The following is a 15,898-nucleotide window of genomic DNA, read 5'->3' on the forward strand; positions in this document are numbered from 1 at the left end:
AAAATGGGGTCGTATCTCGCTGTTTATGGGCTGGATGGGGCAAAAAAGAGGAAAAAGATTATTCGATCACGATCGCGGGCTTGAAGGGGAGGGCGGCGTCGGCCTTCGCCTCGCCGCTTCCCTCCGCGCTGAGGACCTGCACCGGCACGCCGAACTCCCTCTCCAGGAACTCCTTTGCCGACATAAAGACCGCCATCTCGTCGACGCCGTGCGTCGCAATGCTCCTGACCAGTTCTGGCGGCAGGCGGTGGATGAACTTCGTCACCTGTTTCGCCGTGTTCACCGCCTCCTTGCCGCGGGCCCGCAGGCCCTCGTCGGCCATCACGAGCTTCACCGCATTGGTCCTGTCCTCGGCCGCCGCGATCATTGCGAAGACCTGCTCCTTCCAGGTCGGGGCGACATAGAGCCTGATCGCCTTCGGCTGGAGCTGGATCAACTTCGTGATCGACTCCACGTCCTCGACAGTCCGTGCGAGGAGTTCCTCGGCAAGTTCAGCCTTCTCGTCGACCTTCGCAGTGTCGACCACAGGCCAGGGGGCGAAGGCCACGGGGCCGTCATTGCCCATCGCGTGCCAGAGTTCTTCGCAGGTGTACGGCACGATCGGGGCGAGCAACCGCACCCAGACAGAGCAGAGCTCCTGCACCGCCGCAGAACCCGGCGCGATCGTCGGCAGGCGCCTGCGGTACCACTTCAGGTCGGCCTCGATCCCGAAGAACGCCTCCTGGAGGGCCTGCCGCGTCTGGAAGTTCAGCATCGCTGCGGTGGCGTTCTCGATCCTGTGCTGCAGCCTGGAGATGAGCCAGCCGTCGATCTCGCGGCCGTCATTCTCCTCGACCGCGAGCCCCTCGGAGACCGTGTTCCAGAACCGCTCGATCTGCTTCTTCGCGCCGATCACCAGTTCGTTCCGCCAGTCGAAGTCCTGCCACGGCTCGGCCGAACCGATCAGGAACATCCGCACCGTGTCAGGCCCGAACTCGTTCAGGGCATCCTCCAGCAGGACGACGTTCCCCTTCGACGAGGACATCTTCGCCCCGTTCAACAGGCCCATGCCGAAGATGACCATTCCCTGCGGCTGTTTGTCCGCCGGCATCACCGCGCGGTGGTGGAAGAGCTGGAAGGTGAGGTGGTTCGAGATGAGGTCCTTTGCCGAGAACCGGTAGTCGTACGGGTACCAGTACAGGAACTCGGCCCTGATCGCGTCCAGAGTCTCCCTCGGCACCGTCGTCGGGTTGCCCGTGCCGTAAACGACGTACTCGAAGACCTCGGGCGTGAGCTTCTCCGCCTCGATCTTCTTCACGTGGTGGGCGATCGTGTAGAAGGCCATGTAGATCGTCGAGTCTGAGAGAGGCTCGATGATCCAGGCCGGGTCCCAGGGGAGCTTCGTCCCCAGGCCGACCCGGCGGGTGCAGGCCCAGTCCTTCAGCCAGTCCACCGTCCGGTGGAACTCGGCGCGGACCTCCGCGGGCACGACCTTCATCTCGTCGAGCTGCTCGTGCACCTCCGCCTTCCAGGCCGGGTCCGAGTACTGGAGGAACCACTGGTCATGGAGGATCTTCACGTACACCCGGCCGCCGCACCGGCAGATCACCTGGCGGGTGTCGAAGTCGAACATCTCCTTCGAGCCATAGTTCTCGACCATGATCGCGGCCACGTCGTCGCGGGCCTGCTTCACCGGCTTGCCGGCCTGGTCGCCGCAGTTCGCGAGAAGAGTGCCGCGGAGCACCTCGGCCGCGTACACCTCGCGGGTCACATCGTCCATCCTCGGGTCGAGCTGGTTCCTGATCCCGGCCTTTTCGATGGCGTCCTTTGCCGGGAGTTTGCCATATCCCTCGGTCTTGATGATCGCGACCGGCGCGATCTCGGCGAAGCGCCCCTCCTCCTGGAGGTCGCGCAGGGCGATATAGTCGAAAGGTGCGTGGGCCGGCACGGACATCACGAGACCTGAGCCCATGTCTGGGTCCACGAAGTCAGCGGGCAGCACGGGCACCGCCCCGCAGAGCGGGTGCGACGCCGTCGTCCCGACGATCTCCGTGCCCTTCACCGAGCCTGTGATCTTGACGGTGTGGTCCTGGAGTTCGAGTTTGTACGCCGCCTCGCGGGAGAGCACCCACGCCTCGCCGTCCACCGTCGCCCGCACATAGGTGACGCCCGGGTTTGCCCAGAGGTTGGTCACGCCATAGACCGTCTCCGGCCGCAGGGTTGCGCACGGGATCTTTGCACCCTGCCACTCGAAGACGACAAGGGTGAACTTCATGATCTCCGCCTTTTCGCCTTCGAGGAGGTCGTGGTCGCCCACAGGGTTGTCGCACGACGGGCAGTACTTCACCGGGTGGACGCCCTTCACCACATGCTCGCCCTCGCGGAGGTGCTTGTACTGCCACTCGATGTACTTCGAATACTGCGGGTCCACGGTGATGAACCGGCGGCGCCAGTCGATGGACAGGCCGCACCGGCGCATCAACCTCTCGTATTCCCCGGCAAAGTACCGGACGATCGTCATCGGGTCGTCGAACCTGTCGAGGACGTCCTGCGGCACCCGGTACAGGTCGCGGTAGATCCGCACCGTCGAGGGGTCGTTCTTCGCGATCCGGCGCGAGATCCCGATCACCGGCGTGCCGGTGACATGGAAACCCATCGGGAAGAGGACATTTTTGCCCTGCATCCTCCAGAAACGGGCGACCACGTCGGGTACGATATAGGTCCGCCCGTGCCCCACGTGCATGGCGCCGCTCGGGTACGGGAAGGCGACGTTCAGGTAGAACTTTTCCTTGTCGTCCGGGTTGGCCTCGAATGCCGCCGGCCATGTGTCCCGGTACTTCTCTTCCAGTTTCTGAATATCCCATTCAGCCACGGTATATCACTCCCACGATACTCTTTTTATACAGGTCTCAGTCTGATGGCCTCACGGTCGTTGTACCTGCGGATCAGTTCCTGTGCGATGCTGCTGCTCTTTGCCAGGTCGATCTCGCCCTTCTCGTTTACTGTTGCAGTAAAGAGGTACTCTTTCCCGGCAAAAACATCGACGATCGCCTCCCTGAATTCGGGGGCGACCAGGGTGAGATGCTTCTTCTCGACGCGGAGGCACAGGCCCTCGCTCGCGGGTATTTCCTCGGCGGTCTCCTTCACCTCCGGGGGCGGGAGCTCGGAACGCGGCCTGATATCGATCCCGATGCCGATCTTGTTTACGATCCCGGCGATATTCTTGCCGCCCCTCCCGATGGCTGCAGGGACGTCCTTGTCCTCGATATAGGCGACGGCCTTCGTGTCGCTCTTCATGAAGACATCGATAGCCCCGGCGGTGAACCGGCCGAGTTCACGCTGGACCTCCCGCTCGGTGACCTCCCAGGCGGTCTCTTTCTCCTCGGCTTCGGGTTTTTCTTCGGCAACAGGCTCGGGGGCTTTCTCTTCCGCCTTCGCCTCGACCTTTTCCTCGACCTTCTTCGCTGGTGCCTTCTTTTCGGCGCCGTTCCCTGTCGGCATCACGATCGTCTCGCCCTCGTACTTGAAGATCTCGAAGGCGATCCTGCCGGTCACCGCGTCGCGCACGGTCGTCACCGGCCTGATGTGCAGACCCGGGTCCATGCCCTCGGGCACCTTTATCGAGAAGCTGACATCGTAGACCCTGGTGATCTCGCCGTTGTCCACGTAGATGATGGTGTTTATGATCTGGGGCAGGACGCTCGGCTCGACCCGGCCGAAGAAACGCTGGATTGCGTCCTTCACCTCCATCGCATGGATCACGCCGACCATGCCGACGCCGGCAAGGCGCATGTCGGCAAAGACACGGAAGTCCTCGTTCTTCCGCAGTTCGTCGAAGACCACGTAGTCGGGCCGCACGAGCAGAAGCACCTCGGCGGTGTTCTCCATGCTCCCTTCAAGGGCGGTGTACTGGGTGATGTTGTCAGGCACCTGGAGGTCGCGCGGGGCCTCCATCGTCTTGACGATAAACTCTTTATCGGCAAGGAAGGTGGCGACGCTCTGGGCGAGCGTGCTCTTCCCGGCACCCGGCGGCCCGGCAATGAGAACGCCCTGACGGACGCCCGTGATCCGCTCCTTGATCTGGTCTGCCATCGCGTAGTTTTCGAGTGCCACGTCACGGATCGGCCTGACCGCCGTAATCTCCATCCCGTCGGAGAAGGGCCGCCGGGCGATCGCGATCCTGATCGATCCGATCTGCACCACGGTGATGCCGCGGCGCTCGATCTCGATGAAACCGTCTGGGTCGCGCTTTGCCCGTTCCAGCACCTCCTGTGCCATGGTGCGGAGTTCGTACTCGTTCATCGGGCTGTCGCGGAGCTGGACCAGACGCAGGTCCTTCATCGTCCCTTTTCTTGCCATCGGCGGGACGCGCTCCTTAAGATGGACGGCGATCGTCTCCTCGTCGAAGTACTGATCGAGCATGAGAGGGGTACACTCCCCGACCTGGGGCTTCAGGTACATGACGTCGATCCCTTTCGCCTTCGCCACCTCTGACTGGACGACATCGCTCGTGACGAACCTTGCGTCATATTCGATGGCGACGTTCCTGATCAGGGCGTCGATCTCGCCGCCGCTTGCGAGTTTGACCTGGCTGAGGCTCGGGCGTTCCCCCACATATCGGAGTTCTATAGTCCCCTCGCCTGCCATTCTGGAGAGGTTCTGCAGTTCTGTCAGACCGGAGAAACCGATCTCGCGGCCCTGGTTTGCCTGGGCCTCGAGCTCAGCAACGACCGCTTCCGGAATGATTATTGTCGACCCTGTATATTCACCGGTTTTTATCATCTGGGTGATGCGTCCGTCTATGACGACACTTGTATCAGGCACTATTTTCATAAAAAATTCACCATATTCTACGTGTCTTTATCCTTTATTAGGATATACATCCGCAGGATCGAAGAGCGGCGCGGCGATCTCCCTCCCCTCGATCGTCCGGTAAAAACAGGAATAATGGCCGGTATGGCAGGCCGCTCCCCTCTGCCTGACAAGGTACAGGAGGGCGTCCGCGTCGCAGTCGGCCCTGACCTCGACGACCTCCTGCACATTCCCGCTCTCCTCTCCCTTCTTCCAGATCTTCTGCCTGCTGCGCGACCAGTAGTGGGCAAAGCCCGTCTCCCCGGTCAGCCGCACCGCCTCCTCGTTTGCCCAGGCGAGCATCAGAACCTCTTTTGTCCCCGCGTCCTGCACCACGACCGGGACAAGGCCGTCTGCATAGTTCAGTTCCATCACCTCACACTCCTGCAAGTACCTTTATGATCATAAAGAGCAGGTCGCCGATAAAAAGTGCCGTGACGAAACCGGCGGTGATCGGGATGATGAAGGGGACGGCATAACTGATCCAGACTCTGCCTGCCTTTCTGTACAGGGCGAGTTCCTGCGCGTAGCGCTCGGGGTGCTCGCGCAGATCCTTCGTGTACATCCGCCTTTCGCCGCCCTGCACAGTCCGCCGCAGGGACTCGCGGATCGTGAGGAAGCGGCGGGTGATCGTCATGTCCTCCTCCTCGGTGATCTCCTCCATCACAAAGCCGAAATGGTTCCTGATATCTTTCCCTTCCACCGGATAGCCGAAGAACATGTACGGGAAGGGCGCCCTGTTCCCCTTCACGATATTATACACGCAGAGGGCGAGGGGCGCGACGAGGTTGAGGAGGAGGGCGTCTGTGATCACGGAGAAGGGAAAGAAACCCATGGGTGGGACGCCGAGCAGCGGTTCGATTGGGAAGGCCGGGATGCAGAGGGAAAGAAAGATCAGGGCCCAGGCATCGGCGCCGCCGAAGAGGTGGAGCATGCCGAAGGTATAGAAGACGGCGGCAAAGATCAGGGAGAGCGCGAGGAAGTACAGGGCCGTCCCGGAAAGGCCTCCGGCGAGGAGGCCTGCGTAAAATATGATGGCAGAGGGCCCTGCCACTATAAGCATCGGGTACCAGGTGCGGAAAGGCACCCGCCGTTCACGGTGATCGAGCATCGATGCGTAGAGAAGCGTTGCACCCACAGCAAGAGATGCGATGACAAGAGGAAGTATCATGACTCATATTTCTTATATTTTCATCCCTTTTTAAGGCTAACTATTTTCAATACATTTTAATACTGTGGGATAGGAGAATTGTATCATTCTCCGTTTGAATCCGGTGGTGTGTGTGATAGAGATAACTGTCGATTCAACGGCCTGTAACGGATGCGGTCTTTGCGTGAAGGATTGTCCGATGCGGGTCTATGAACTCAAAGGAGGGATCAGTGTTCCTGTCCGTCCCGAGAACTGCATGGGCTGTCTCTCCTGCCATGAGATCTGCCCTGCCCAGGCACTGGAACACCGGGGGGTCTACCCCTCGAAACGTCACTATGTCGATATCCGCGTCTGCGAGATGCTCAATCGGGTGATCTGATGGTCGACATTACTGCGGAAGAGATGAACAAACAGTTTCATGCAGGTGCGGTCTTCAAGGCCGAGGACGTCCCTCTCTCCTGCTCGCCGAACCCGAAGGAGCTCGAACCGACTCTCCACGGTGTCATGCATATGAACGGCATGATCATCAAGTCCCTGGAAGAGATCGCGGGTCGGGGTGCGAACGCCGTCACCTACCGCGCCGGCAAAAAGTTCGGCCATGAGACGGCGAAGTACTTCAGGAAGATCGACAATGTCGAGGAAGCCCTGCGCGAACTCTCGTACATCCTCCACGGCCAGTACACCTTCGAACTCTGGAAACCCGAGGACAAAGAGAACTATGTCGTCACCGAGAACGGGGAGACCTTCATCTTCCTCGTCTTCCACGACTGCATCGTCCGTCAGACCCTCCGCCGCAACGGCATGGAGCAGGGCGGCCCCCTCTGCCAGACTCTGTACGGCTATGTGGTCGGCGCGATTGAGGAGATCACCGGAAAACGGGCGAAACTGGAGATCGTCCACACCGGCCCGAATGCCTGCCTGAAGAAACTGATCCTGAAGTGATGATGGTTATGAAGATAGCAATCGAAGAACTTGCAGGGTGCTCGGGCTGCACCATCTCTGTCCTCGATCTCCACGAGGCCCTTCTCGACCTGGTTGCAAAGGCCGATATCGTCTATTCCCCGGTGATCATGGATGCGAAAGAACCCCCTGAAGGCATCGACATCGCCTTCGTCACCGGGGCCGTCAGGAACGAGGAGAACGAGGCGCGCCTGAGACTTCTCAGGAAGCGGGCAAAGACCCTCATCGCCTTCGGCACCTGTGCCTGCTACGGCGGGGTCTCGGGCTTGTCCATGCTCGGCAAACAGGAGGACCTCTTTGCCTGCGTCTACCGCGGCGTCGAGACAGCGGACGAAGGGAACGTCGTCCCCACCGACGTCCCTCCCTTCCTGTACCGCGCCTTCGCCGTCGGCGACCTGGTGAAGGTGGACTACTATGTCACCGGCTGCCCCCCGAAGGAAAAGTTCCTGAAAGAGATCCTCCCGGCTCTTGTTTCCGGGAACAGAATCGAACTCTCCAAAAAATCGGTCTGTTCCGAGTGCGACAGGAAGATGGGTGACGTCAAGGACTGGCACCTGAAGAGGCGCTATGAAGGTATTCCTGACCGCGAGCACTGCCTCCTTGGTCAGGGCTATCTCTGCCTCGGCCCTGTCACCTTCGGCCGGTGCAACGCCTCCTGTCCGCGCAACAACATCCCCTGCCACGGCTGCAACGGCCCCTCCCTTGACATTCTCAGGGAGCCCTGCCGTGACATCTACAATATGATGGTGAAGCGGATCGCCGACCTCACCGACCTCCCTGAAAAGGAGGTTGAGAAGGAGATCTACGACGTGGCCCATACTATGTATCCCTTCACCATCGGGAGCTTGATCATGGAAGACAAAGAGATCTCAAAGATCCGTGACCTCGTGAAGGGGGCAGGTAATTGACGCGGCTGACCATCTCGCCGGTGACCAGGATCGAGGGGCACGCGGAGGTGCGGATCGACCTCGACGAACAGGGCGAGGTATCGAGCGCCCACTTCAATGTCGTCGAACTCCGCGGTTTCGAGAAGTTCCTTATCGGTGCTGCTGTCGAGGAGGCGCCTCGGATCACCCCGCGCATCTGCGGGATCTGCCCCACCTCCCACCATGTGGCGGCAGCCATGGCCACAGACCAGATCTTCGGTGCGGAACCCCCGGCGACAGGCAGAAAACTCAGGGAACTCCTGATGGCCGGGCAGTACATCCACTCGCACGCCCTCCACTTCTTCATGCTTGCCGCCCCTGACTTCCTCCTCGGCGACGCCCCTGCCGAGGAGAGAAACGTCATCGGGCTTGCGAAGAAGGCCCCTGAGATCGCAAAGAAGGCGATCGAGGTGAGAAAACTTGGCCAGAGGATCACCGAGGCCGTCGGCGGCAAACCTATCCACCCCTCGAACGCCATTCCCGGCGGCATGTCCAGACCCCTCTCCGAAGACCAGCGCCAGACTCTCCTTGCCTCAGCACAGGCAGGCCTTGCCATTGCCGAAGAGGGATGGGAGACGGCGCAGGGGATCATGGACGGCGTCGACCTCTCCCTCGGTGCGGTCGAGACGGCCTTCATGAGCCTCTCCGACAACGGGGTCCACAGCGTCCTCGGTGGTGCCGTGACCATCCTCGGAAAGGACGGTTCTCCCGCGGGATCGTTCACCGGTGCGGACTACGCCCGGCAGATCCGGGAATACTCGGAGGACTGGTCGTACCTGAAGTTCTGCCGCCTTGCGAACGGCGACCACTACCGGGTCGGCCCCCTTGCGCGGCTGAACATCGTCCGGTCCATGGGCACTCCGAAGGCCGATGCCGCCCTTGCCCGGTATCACGATACCTTCGGCGCCTGCACCCAGACGACCCTCGCCTACAACATCGCGCGGTACGTCGAGTTCCTCGGCGCCTGCGAGAAGGCCGTCGCCCTCCTCGAAGACACGGCCATCACCGGCACCGACGTCCGGACGCCGGTCACCGGCGTCGTGGAGAAGCGTGGCGTCGGGATCGTCGAGGCCCCCCGCGGCACCCTCATCCATGACTACGTGGTGGACGATCAGGGCATGATTGAGACGTGCAACCTCATCGTCGCCACCTGCCAGAATAATTACGCAATGGACCGGGGTGTCGAGGAAGTTGCCCGCAAGGTGATCGTCGGCGGTGAACTGACCGAAGCCGCATCGAACAGGATCGAAACCGTCATCCGTGCCTATGATCCATGCATCTCCTGTGCAACCCATGCCCTGGGTCGGATGCCGATGCGGATCCGGGTGGTACAGCGGTCCGGTAGCGGTCATGAGATCATTCAGGAAAAGGAAGTGAATTAAAATGGAGATGCTCAAACAGATCTTGACGGAGTTTCTCAGGCTTGATGGTGTGACTGCTGCTGTTGTCGTCGGGCGGGACGGGTTTGTGATCGAGGACGCCATATCCGGCGAGATCGACACCGATGCCCTCGGTGCCATGGCATCGACAGGCATGGGTACCTCCGAAGCGATGGGTACCGAGCTCGGCAAGGGAAACCTCAATCAGATGCTTGTCGAACTGGAGAGCGGGCCTATCCTCCTCTCTCCTCTTTCCGAGGACGAACTCATCGCCATCGTTGCCGGTGGTGGTGCAAACATCGGCAGGATCCGGTACGAACTGAAGAAGAACAAGGAACGGATCATCGCAGCCCTGTAGAGTACGTATCATGATGTTGCCTGATGGGAAGACTTTCGGGAGCATGACGGCCCCGCTCACCGAGGTGCTGCCATTTACCGAGGCGTTCCACGCCATTGTGCGAATACGCACCGACGACGGCGAAGGCTTCGTCCTCTCTGACGAGGGAAAAGCGGTAGCTGCCTGGTGCCGGGAGGGGGCAAAGGATTTGAGAGGTGGTTTTGCCCTCGCCCGTCTCCTTGCCGAATCGTCACTCTCGTGCGAGCTCAGCAGGTACGGGAATGATGAATATGGCCTTGCCCTGGAGAGGTGCCGGGATGCGGGATACCTTATTGGCTGGGAGAGTCCGGACGAGGACGGTGCGGTCCCTGTAACGACGTTTCCCGAGGCCGAGGGTTCTGCCCCTGCAGGGTCCGCGGTGCCCGAACTGAACGAAGAGTCCTTACATCTCATTCTCTCCCAGCCGGGAGTCGTCGCCGTATCCGCGTTCTATGAAGGTTTTGCTGTTCAGTCTGTCGGTGCGACCGACTTTGACCGCATTGCCGCCATCTCCGAGGACCTCCTCCGGGCCGGCCTGAAGATTGCCGATGATATGGAGATGGGCGGTCTCGACGAGATAATTCTTGAGACCCCGGGCGGAAAATTGATCATCGCTCCCTTCGGCGACCTCTCCCTCTGTGTCCTCACCGCAGCCAATGCCAATCTTGGTCTCGTGCGGGTCGCCCTGCGGAGCATCAGGTGGGAGGGATAGATCATGCGCCTGCCGCGGTCAGGGTCTTCTGGTGCTAGCCTGACCATGCCCCTCAGGGCCGTCATTGCCGACTGCCGGAAGAAGGGCTTCACCGGTGCCGTGACCTTTATGGTGCACGGCTCGCCGGCGTCTCTCCTCTTCAGGTGCGGTATGCCGCTCTGCGCGGAGTCTGGCAGGGCCACCGGCATCCGGGCACTTGAGGAGATGGAGAGAGTACTTGACGTCGTCACCGCAGAACTTTCCGGGTATTCTGATGTGGAGATCGGCGCCGCTCTTCTTTTTAACGATGCCTGCAGGGTGACAACCGGGCCGCGTGATGCCCGGCCGGCGACCACGATCCATGCGGTGCGGGTCGGCCAGAAGAGCCGGTCTGCAACGGTGAAGGTGATACGGACGGTGGAGGCAGGCGACGACAGGTCGGCGACGCCCCCTCTCCCGAAGACCGGGGAGAAGAAGGACGTCCTCAACCCGGAATCGGTTACGGCCCTGAAAAAGATGCAACAGAATTTCATGGCCGACGCATCCGATCTCCTTAAAGAAATGCACATGGGACACCTCATTGTCGATCCAGGAAACAGCCCGGATCAGTGATGGATCTGATATATTCGAGATCCATCCTTAAATGATGGTTTAGGCTGCTCTATCGGCACGCGATAAATTAGGTATAATTAAATACCATCTTTCACAATCATTGGAGTAGAAGGTGTCGGATTGATCAGGGCATTTACGATCGCATCGGGGAAAGGAGGGACGGGGAAGACAACGGTAACCGTCAACCTCGGCACCTCTCTTGCCCAGCTCGGGAAAGAAACCTACATTCTTGATGCTGATATCGGTATGGCAAATCTGGGCCTGGTGCTCGGGCTTGAAGACGCACCTGTCACGCTCCACGAGGTGCTGGCCGGGAAGGCGAAGGTGGACGACGCGATATATGAAGGACCGAACGGTGTCAAGGTGGTCCCGAGCGGGATCTCCCTCCAGGGTTTCCAGAACGCCGATCCCGATCGTCTGCGTGATGTGATGAGGGATCTCGTCGACCGCTGCGATTATCTCCTTGTCGATGCCGCCGCTGGCATCAGCAAGGACGGGGTTGTCGCCCTCGCCATATCCGACGAGGTCATCCTGGTGGTGAACCCAGAACTCTCCTCCATGGCCGACGCCCTCAAGACGAAGATCCTCACTGAGATGGTGGGGGGCGAGGTCTATGGAGCGATCATCAACCGTTCGGGAATGGAGAACACCGAAATCAGGAGACATTCTGTCGAGGACGTGCTCGGTGTTCGTGTCATCGACATGATACCTGAAGACCCGAATGTCCGCAGGTCGGCCGCGTATAAGACGCCGGTCGTGATCAAGTACCCTGCTTCCGAGGCCTCCCGTGCATTCAGGAGGATCGCCGCCGATATCGCCGGTGTCCACTATGAGGAGGAGACCGAGGAGAGTAAGCAGCACTTCATCGACCGTCTGGCTCACACGCTCTTCGGGGGGGCCCAGTAACATCTCATCATTTTCTGTGCTCGGTTCTGATCTGGATACCGACATGCTGGCGGTGAGCGGAACACAGAGCCTGGCAAAAATCCCGGGAGACGATCGATGAAGATCATGGACGTCATTAACGAGATCCTTGGTCAGTCGCGATACCTGGGGTCGTTCCCCTATTGCGAGATGGCACAGAGGGCCGGGTCCGAGGAAGGGGCCATAGGTGTCTTCGTCGATGGTCTCAGGAACTCGGTGGTCCTCTTTTCCTGCGGTGAACCCTCGGGGGCAATCTATGGGGACGAGGCCGGAGCGCTCTACGGGGACCCCGCGGCACTGAAGATCCTGGAGATGGGTGAGTACGAACTCTATGCCGCGGAGAAGAGGATTGTCGATATGATCGTGGCGCGGTGCCGGGTCTTTAACAGGAGCCATTTCCCGCATCAACTCACGTCTGACATCCCCGAGTTCGGGGGCGAGAGAAAGAGTCCCGGCGTCCTTTCGATCGTGGTAGAGAAGGAGAACAGTCCTCAGTCGGGGATGCGGGTTTCGATCCGGAAAGGGCGGCACGTGCTCCTGACCGATACGACAACCGGCGATGGCAGGGCTTCCTTCCGCCTCCTCAACGGACGATATGATGTTGTCGTCGTTGACAGGGCGCAGGAGGTCTACACCTTTATGGTGGACTTTCATGGGTCCCGCAGTGAACTGGTCATTGAACTGGGTGGGATGATGGATGGATAAAGGCAAACACGCGCAGCACCGCCTGCATGATATTCTGGATCGTATACGGGGAAATCCGACAGAGCAGACCGACGGTTATGTCTCTCCCGGAGAGGACGCGGAAAAAGGCGAGGACGACAGGGCCCTCACCTCCCTCAGGTCAATGGTGGAAGGAAACAGAAACCTTGACATTCATTCCATAATCCGAGATGTCAGGAGCATGCACGAGGTTTCCGGCGCGGGTCCCACGGATCCGGCCGTTCAAGAGATCCCTGCGGTGAAAGAAAGCCCTGTTGCCACTCCTGCGGAACCCTACCCCGGCGAGGCTGAAACGGCTCCTGGTCCGGTCCCCGCAGAAGAGAAAAGCCCGGCACCGGAAAGCCGGGTGCCGGCTATCAACCTTGACGATATCGATGCGCTCCAGGGCATGATCGATTCGATCTTCGGTGACGAGGGTGCCACAACCCCCGCGGCATCCCGGCTCAACGAGGCGAATAATGGGGACATTGCAGGTTTGACCGACATGCCTGCGGCGTCTCCGGTTACAGCCACCCCGAAAAAGACCCGGTGGTCGGGAGGGGCCGTTCCCGACGCCGAAGAGAACGGAGAATCTGTCCTTGCCGGGATCACGGATGCCGAGGATATCGGTGCCCTTTCAGAACTGATCCTCCCGAAGGCCGCGACTTTCGACGTCGAAGAACTTGCACTCGACCAGGCCGCGCGCGATGCCCCGCTCGGGATGGGCTCTCTCCCCCCCGAGATCGACACCCTCTGGAAGGAGGCGTTCCCGACGATCACCGAAGAGGCACGGAGCGTGGTGATCGGGAAAGACCAGGAGAAAAAAGCCGGTTTCCTGGGGAAGATCAACCTCTTTACCAACCTTGTCCAGAAAGTGGAGGAGTACGACCCCCGGCGCCACGGCCCTCTCGTCGACCTCGCCTTCACACCTGGGCCCGGCATCGAGGAAGTCGAACTCTACCCGGTCAACGAACCTTATGCCTATATCAGGATCATCTACGACAATGCCTCGCACGAGTACACCTACGAGGTGCTTGAACCGGTCCTCTCCGATGCCGAAAAAGAACTCCTCGGCGAGATCAAGAGCCGTCTCTTCGAGCAGCTCGACGTCAACACGAAGGACATCTCCAGAGATGGGGCCAGAAAGGTTCTCCGCGACCTCTCCGACGAAATCATCCAGGATTACGGTATCAGCCTGACACCGGTCGCCCGCGAGAAACTCTTCTACCACATCGAACGCGACTTCCTCGGTGACGGTCTGATCGACGCCATCATGCACGACAAGTTTATCGAGGATATCTCCTGCGACGGCCTCGACAACCCGATCTTCGTTTTCCACGGCGGGTACGAGTCGATCAAGACGAACATGATGTACACCAATGCGGTCGAACTCGACTCCTTCGTCACCAAACTCGCCCAGAGGTCGGGGAAGTACATCTCCATCGCTGAACCGATGCTCGATGCAACGATGGTCGATGGTTCCCGTATCCAGATGACCCTTGGCAAGGAGGTCACGGCCCACGGTTCGACCTTCACCATCAGGAAATTCAAGGACGAACCTATCACCCCGACCGACCTCATCGAGTGGGGCACCTTCTCGCCCCTCTCCGTCGCCTTCCTCTGGCTTGCTGTCGAGGCGGGGAACTCGGCGATCTTTGCTGGCGGCACGGCATCAGGGAAGACCACCGCCCTCAACGCCATCTCGCTCTTCATCCCGCCCCTGGCGAAGATCGTCTCCCTGGAAGATACGCGTGAACTGAAACTCCCGCACCCCAACTGGATCCCCTCGGTCACCCGTGACTCCTTCGACACAGGCGGCAAGGGTGCGATCGACATGTACGAACTCCTCCGTGCTGCACTGCGGCAGAGGCCTGAGTACATCTGTGTCGGTGAGGTCCGTGGCAAGGAGGCCCAGACTCTCTTCCAGGCAATGTCCACCGGCCACGTCACCTATGCGACCATGCACGCCGACTCGGTGGCGAGCGTCGTCCACCGTCTTGAAAACCCGCCCCTGGACGTCCCGAGGAACATGCTCACCTCCCTGAACCTCGTCTGCATCCAGGTGCAGGCGCGGGTCGGCGGCCAGCGTATCCGTCGCAACAAACAGGTCATCGAGATCCTGGACATCGACCCCCGGACAAACGAATTGATCACGAACGAGGTCTTCTCCTGGCACCAGGCCACCGACGAGATCAGGTATTCGGGCAAGTCGTACGTGCTTGAGAGCATCATGGAGACGCGGGGATGGAGCGAGGCACGGATGCGCGAGGAACTCAAGAGGCGGCAGGAGATCCTGGAGTGGATGCGGAGACAGAAGATCCGGCACTTCAAGGACGTTTCGAAGATGCTCATCTCGTACTTCCGCGACCCCGACGCGGTCATGGACGTCGTACGGCATGACCTCTATGGAGAAGGTGCACCGCAATGAATGGTTTTGAACGGTTCAGTTTCAACCTGCTCGGGCAGCGGGTGAAGGAAAAAAGGGAAGATTATGTTGAGTTGAGGAGCGACCTGATGCAGGCGCGGCTGAAGACCCCTTTCGAGGCGTACCTCTCGACAGCCTATGTCGCCTCCATCGTTGCAGGCCTTGGCATGGCAGTGCTGCTCGGTGCGATCACCTTCTTCCTGAACATACCCTCGATGATCTCCTATAAAGGTGCGTTGCCCTCCTTCTTTTATGGGTTTTCAGACTACCGTCTCCTCATCGGGACAACGGTCGTCGTCCTCCTCTCTCTCCTCATCTTCGGGGGATTCACCTACTTTGCCTTCTTGATCTACCCGAAGGTCGTGTCCGGGAACAGGCGGCGGAACATCGATGCCACTCTCCCGTACGCGATCAACTATGTGACGGCGATGTCCACTGCAGGCATCACGCCTGCCGAGGTCTTCAGGCTCCTCGGACAGAGCCCGATCTACGGGGAGACCGCTGTCGAAGCGCGGTACATCTCCCGCGAGATCGATATGTTCGGCAAAGATCTCATCGAGGCGATGCGGATCGCCTCGACCTTCACGCCGAGTGCGCGGATGAAGGAATTTTTCCAGGGTGCGATGGCGACGATCTCCTCGGGTGCGAACCTCACCGAGTACTTCCGGAACAAGGCCGTCCAGTACAGCAACGAGAACCACCAGCAGCAAAAAAATTTCCTTGAGACCCTCGGACTCATTGCCGAGAGTTATGTGACGGCCATGGTCGCCGGCACCCTCTTCCTGATCATCCTGCAGTCGATCATGTCGATCATCGGCGGCGACTCGAACCCGATCTTCCTGATGATCATCATCTATCTCATGGTGCCGTTCGGGAGTATCATGTTCATCATCCTGATCAGTTCCATGACCCCGGAGGTGTGA

General features: G+C 59.9%; 15 protein-coding genes. 11 read left to right on the forward strand and 4 right to left on the reverse strand.

What is annotated here, in order from left to right:
• Nucleotides 1-58: 58 nt before the first annotated feature.
• From leuS to MEFOE_RS05360, 4 genes are read right to left on the reverse strand one after another with little or no spacing between them, the layout of a single operon-like run.
• Nucleotides 59-2,851 carry a leucine--tRNA ligase gene (leuS, locus tag MEFOE_RS05345; protein ID WP_067049348.1) on the reverse strand — a complete coding sequence of 931 codons (2,793 nt, stop codon included), beginning with the start codon at nucleotides 2,849-2,851 and terminating at the stop codon, nucleotides 59-61.
• Nucleotides 2,852-2,877: 26 nt separating this feature from the next.
• Complete coding sequence (locus MEFOE_RS05350) at nucleotides 2,878-4,812, reverse strand: PINc/VapC family ATPase (RefSeq protein WP_067049350.1); 1,935 nt, start codon at nucleotides 4,810-4,812, stop codon at nucleotides 2,878-2,880.
• A 27-nt stretch (nucleotides 4,813-4,839) separates the two neighbouring features.
• Nucleotides 4,840-5,202 (reverse strand): phosphoribosyl-AMP cyclohydrolase, encoded by a 363-nt coding sequence (gene hisI, locus MEFOE_RS05355; RefSeq protein ID WP_067053015.1) that lies wholly within the window; start codon nucleotides 5,200-5,202, stop codon nucleotides 4,840-4,842.
• 4 nt (nucleotides 5,203-5,206) lie between these two features.
• Nucleotides 5,207-6,001 (reverse strand): A24 family peptidase C-terminal domain-containing protein, encoded by a 795-nt coding sequence (locus MEFOE_RS05360; RefSeq protein WP_067049353.1) that lies wholly within the window; start codon nucleotides 5,999-6,001, stop codon nucleotides 5,207-5,209.
• 112 nt (nucleotides 6,002-6,113) lie between these two features.
• Here MEFOE_RS05360 and MEFOE_RS05365 point away from each other — a divergent pair, with 112 nt between their 5' ends.
• The 11 genes from MEFOE_RS05365 (at nucleotide 6,114) to MEFOE_RS05415 (ending at nucleotide 15,898) form a co-directional block, all read left to right on the forward strand.
• Complete coding sequence (locus MEFOE_RS05365) at nucleotides 6,114-6,359, forward strand: 4Fe-4S dicluster domain-containing protein (RefSeq protein WP_067049356.1); 246 nt, start codon at nucleotides 6,114-6,116, stop codon at nucleotides 6,357-6,359.
• Nucleotides 6,359-6,922 (forward strand): RNA-dependent RNA polymerase family protein, encoded by a 564-nt coding sequence (locus MEFOE_RS05370; protein WP_067049359.1) that lies wholly within the window; start codon nucleotides 6,359-6,361, stop codon nucleotides 6,920-6,922. The genes MEFOE_RS05365 and MEFOE_RS05370 overlap by 1 nt, the downstream gene beginning before the upstream one ends.
• A gap of 8 nt (nucleotides 6,923-6,930) precedes the next feature.
• Complete coding sequence (locus tag MEFOE_RS05375) at nucleotides 6,931-7,848, forward strand: NADH-quinone oxidoreductase subunit B family protein (RefSeq protein ID WP_083523489.1); 918 nt, start codon at nucleotides 6,931-6,933, stop codon at nucleotides 7,846-7,848.
• On the forward strand, nucleotides 7,845-9,248 hold the full coding sequence (locus MEFOE_RS05380; protein ID WP_067049365.1) for a Ni/Fe hydrogenase subunit alpha: 1,404 nt from the start codon (nucleotides 7,845-7,847) through the stop codon (nucleotides 9,246-9,248). The genes MEFOE_RS05375 and MEFOE_RS05380 overlap by 4 nt, the downstream gene beginning before the upstream one ends.
• A 7-nt stretch (nucleotides 9,249-9,255) precedes the next feature.
• Nucleotides 9,256-9,603: a roadblock/LC7 domain-containing protein gene (locus MEFOE_RS05385; RefSeq protein ID WP_067053018.1), complete on the forward strand. Its 348-nt coding sequence runs from the start codon at nucleotides 9,256-9,258 to the stop codon at nucleotides 9,601-9,603.
• Between the two features lie 10 nt (nucleotides 9,604-9,613).
• Nucleotides 9,614-10,333, forward strand: coding sequence for a roadblock/LC7 domain-containing protein (locus tag MEFOE_RS05390; protein ID WP_153015879.1), 720 nt, complete (start codon nucleotides 9,614-9,616; stop codon nucleotides 10,331-10,333).
• Between the two features lie 3 nt (nucleotides 10,334-10,336).
• Nucleotides 10,337-10,924, forward strand: coding sequence for a hypothetical protein (locus MEFOE_RS05395; protein ID WP_153015880.1), 588 nt, complete (start codon nucleotides 10,337-10,339; stop codon nucleotides 10,922-10,924).
• A 120-nt stretch (nucleotides 10,925-11,044) separates the two neighbouring features.
• Nucleotides 11,045-11,830 carry a cell division ATPase MinD gene (gene minD / locus MEFOE_RS05400; RefSeq protein WP_067049374.1) on the forward strand — a complete coding sequence of 262 codons (786 nt, stop codon included), beginning with the start codon at nucleotides 11,045-11,047 and terminating at the stop codon, nucleotides 11,828-11,830.
• A gap of 96 nt (nucleotides 11,831-11,926) precedes the next feature.
• Nucleotides 11,927-12,553, forward strand: coding sequence for a hypothetical protein (locus MEFOE_RS05405; RefSeq protein WP_067049377.1), 627 nt, complete (start codon nucleotides 11,927-11,929; stop codon nucleotides 12,551-12,553).
• The gene (locus MEFOE_RS05410; protein WP_067049380.1) at nucleotides 12,546-14,978 is read left to right on the forward strand and encodes a type II/IV secretion system ATPase subunit; all 2,433 of its coding nucleotides are present in this window, start codon (nucleotides 12,546-12,548) and stop codon (nucleotides 14,976-14,978) included. Before MEFOE_RS05405 ends, MEFOE_RS05410 begins: the two co-directional genes overlap by 8 nt.
• Nucleotides 14,975-15,898: a type II secretion system F family protein gene (locus MEFOE_RS05415; protein ID WP_067049382.1), complete on the forward strand. Its 924-nt coding sequence runs from the start codon at nucleotides 14,975-14,977 to the stop codon at nucleotides 15,896-15,898. Before MEFOE_RS05410 ends, MEFOE_RS05415 begins: the two co-directional genes overlap by 4 nt.

The organism is Methanofollis ethanolicus (assembly GCF_001571385.1).
Lineage (GTDB): Archaea > Halobacteriota > Methanomicrobia > Methanomicrobiales > Methanofollaceae > Methanofollis > Methanofollis ethanolicus.

Bases quoted from the DNA above. Each gene is read 5' to 3' on its own strand.
- MEFOE_RS05350 (WP_067049350.1), bottom strand. From the start codon at position 4,812: ATGAAAATAGTGCCTGATACAAGTGTCGTCATAGACGGACGCATCACC.
- hisI (WP_067053015.1), bottom strand. From the start codon at position 5,202: ATGGAACTGAACTATGCAGACGGCCTTGTCCCGGTCGTGGTGCAGGAC.
- MEFOE_RS05360 (WP_067049353.1), bottom strand. From the start codon at position 6,001: ATGATACTTCCTCTTGTCATCGCATCTCTTGCTGTGGGTGCAACGCTT.
- MEFOE_RS05370 (WP_067049359.1), top strand. From the start codon at position 6,359: ATGGTCGACATTACTGCGGAAGAGATGAACAAACAGTTTCATGCAGGT.
- MEFOE_RS05375 (WP_083523489.1), top strand. From the start codon at position 6,931: ATGAAGATAGCAATCGAAGAACTTGCAGGGTGCTCGGGCTGCACCATC.
- MEFOE_RS05385 (WP_067053018.1), top strand. From the start codon at position 9,256: ATGCTCAAACAGATCTTGACGGAGTTTCTCAGGCTTGATGGTGTGACT.
- MEFOE_RS05390 (WP_153015879.1), top strand. From the start codon at position 9,614: ATGATGTTGCCTGATGGGAAGACTTTCGGGAGCATGACGGCCCCGCTC.
- MEFOE_RS05395 (WP_153015880.1), top strand. From the start codon at position 10,337: ATGCGCCTGCCGCGGTCAGGGTCTTCTGGTGCTAGCCTGACCATGCCC.
- MEFOE_RS05405 (WP_067049377.1), top strand. From the start codon at position 11,927: ATGAAGATCATGGACGTCATTAACGAGATCCTTGGTCAGTCGCGATAC.
- MEFOE_RS05410 (WP_067049380.1), top strand. From the start codon at position 12,546: ATGGATAAAGGCAAACACGCGCAGCACCGCCTGCATGATATTCTGGAT.
- MEFOE_RS05415 (WP_067049382.1), top strand. From the start codon at position 14,975: ATGAATGGTTTTGAACGGTTCAGTTTCAACCTGCTCGGGCAGCGGGTG.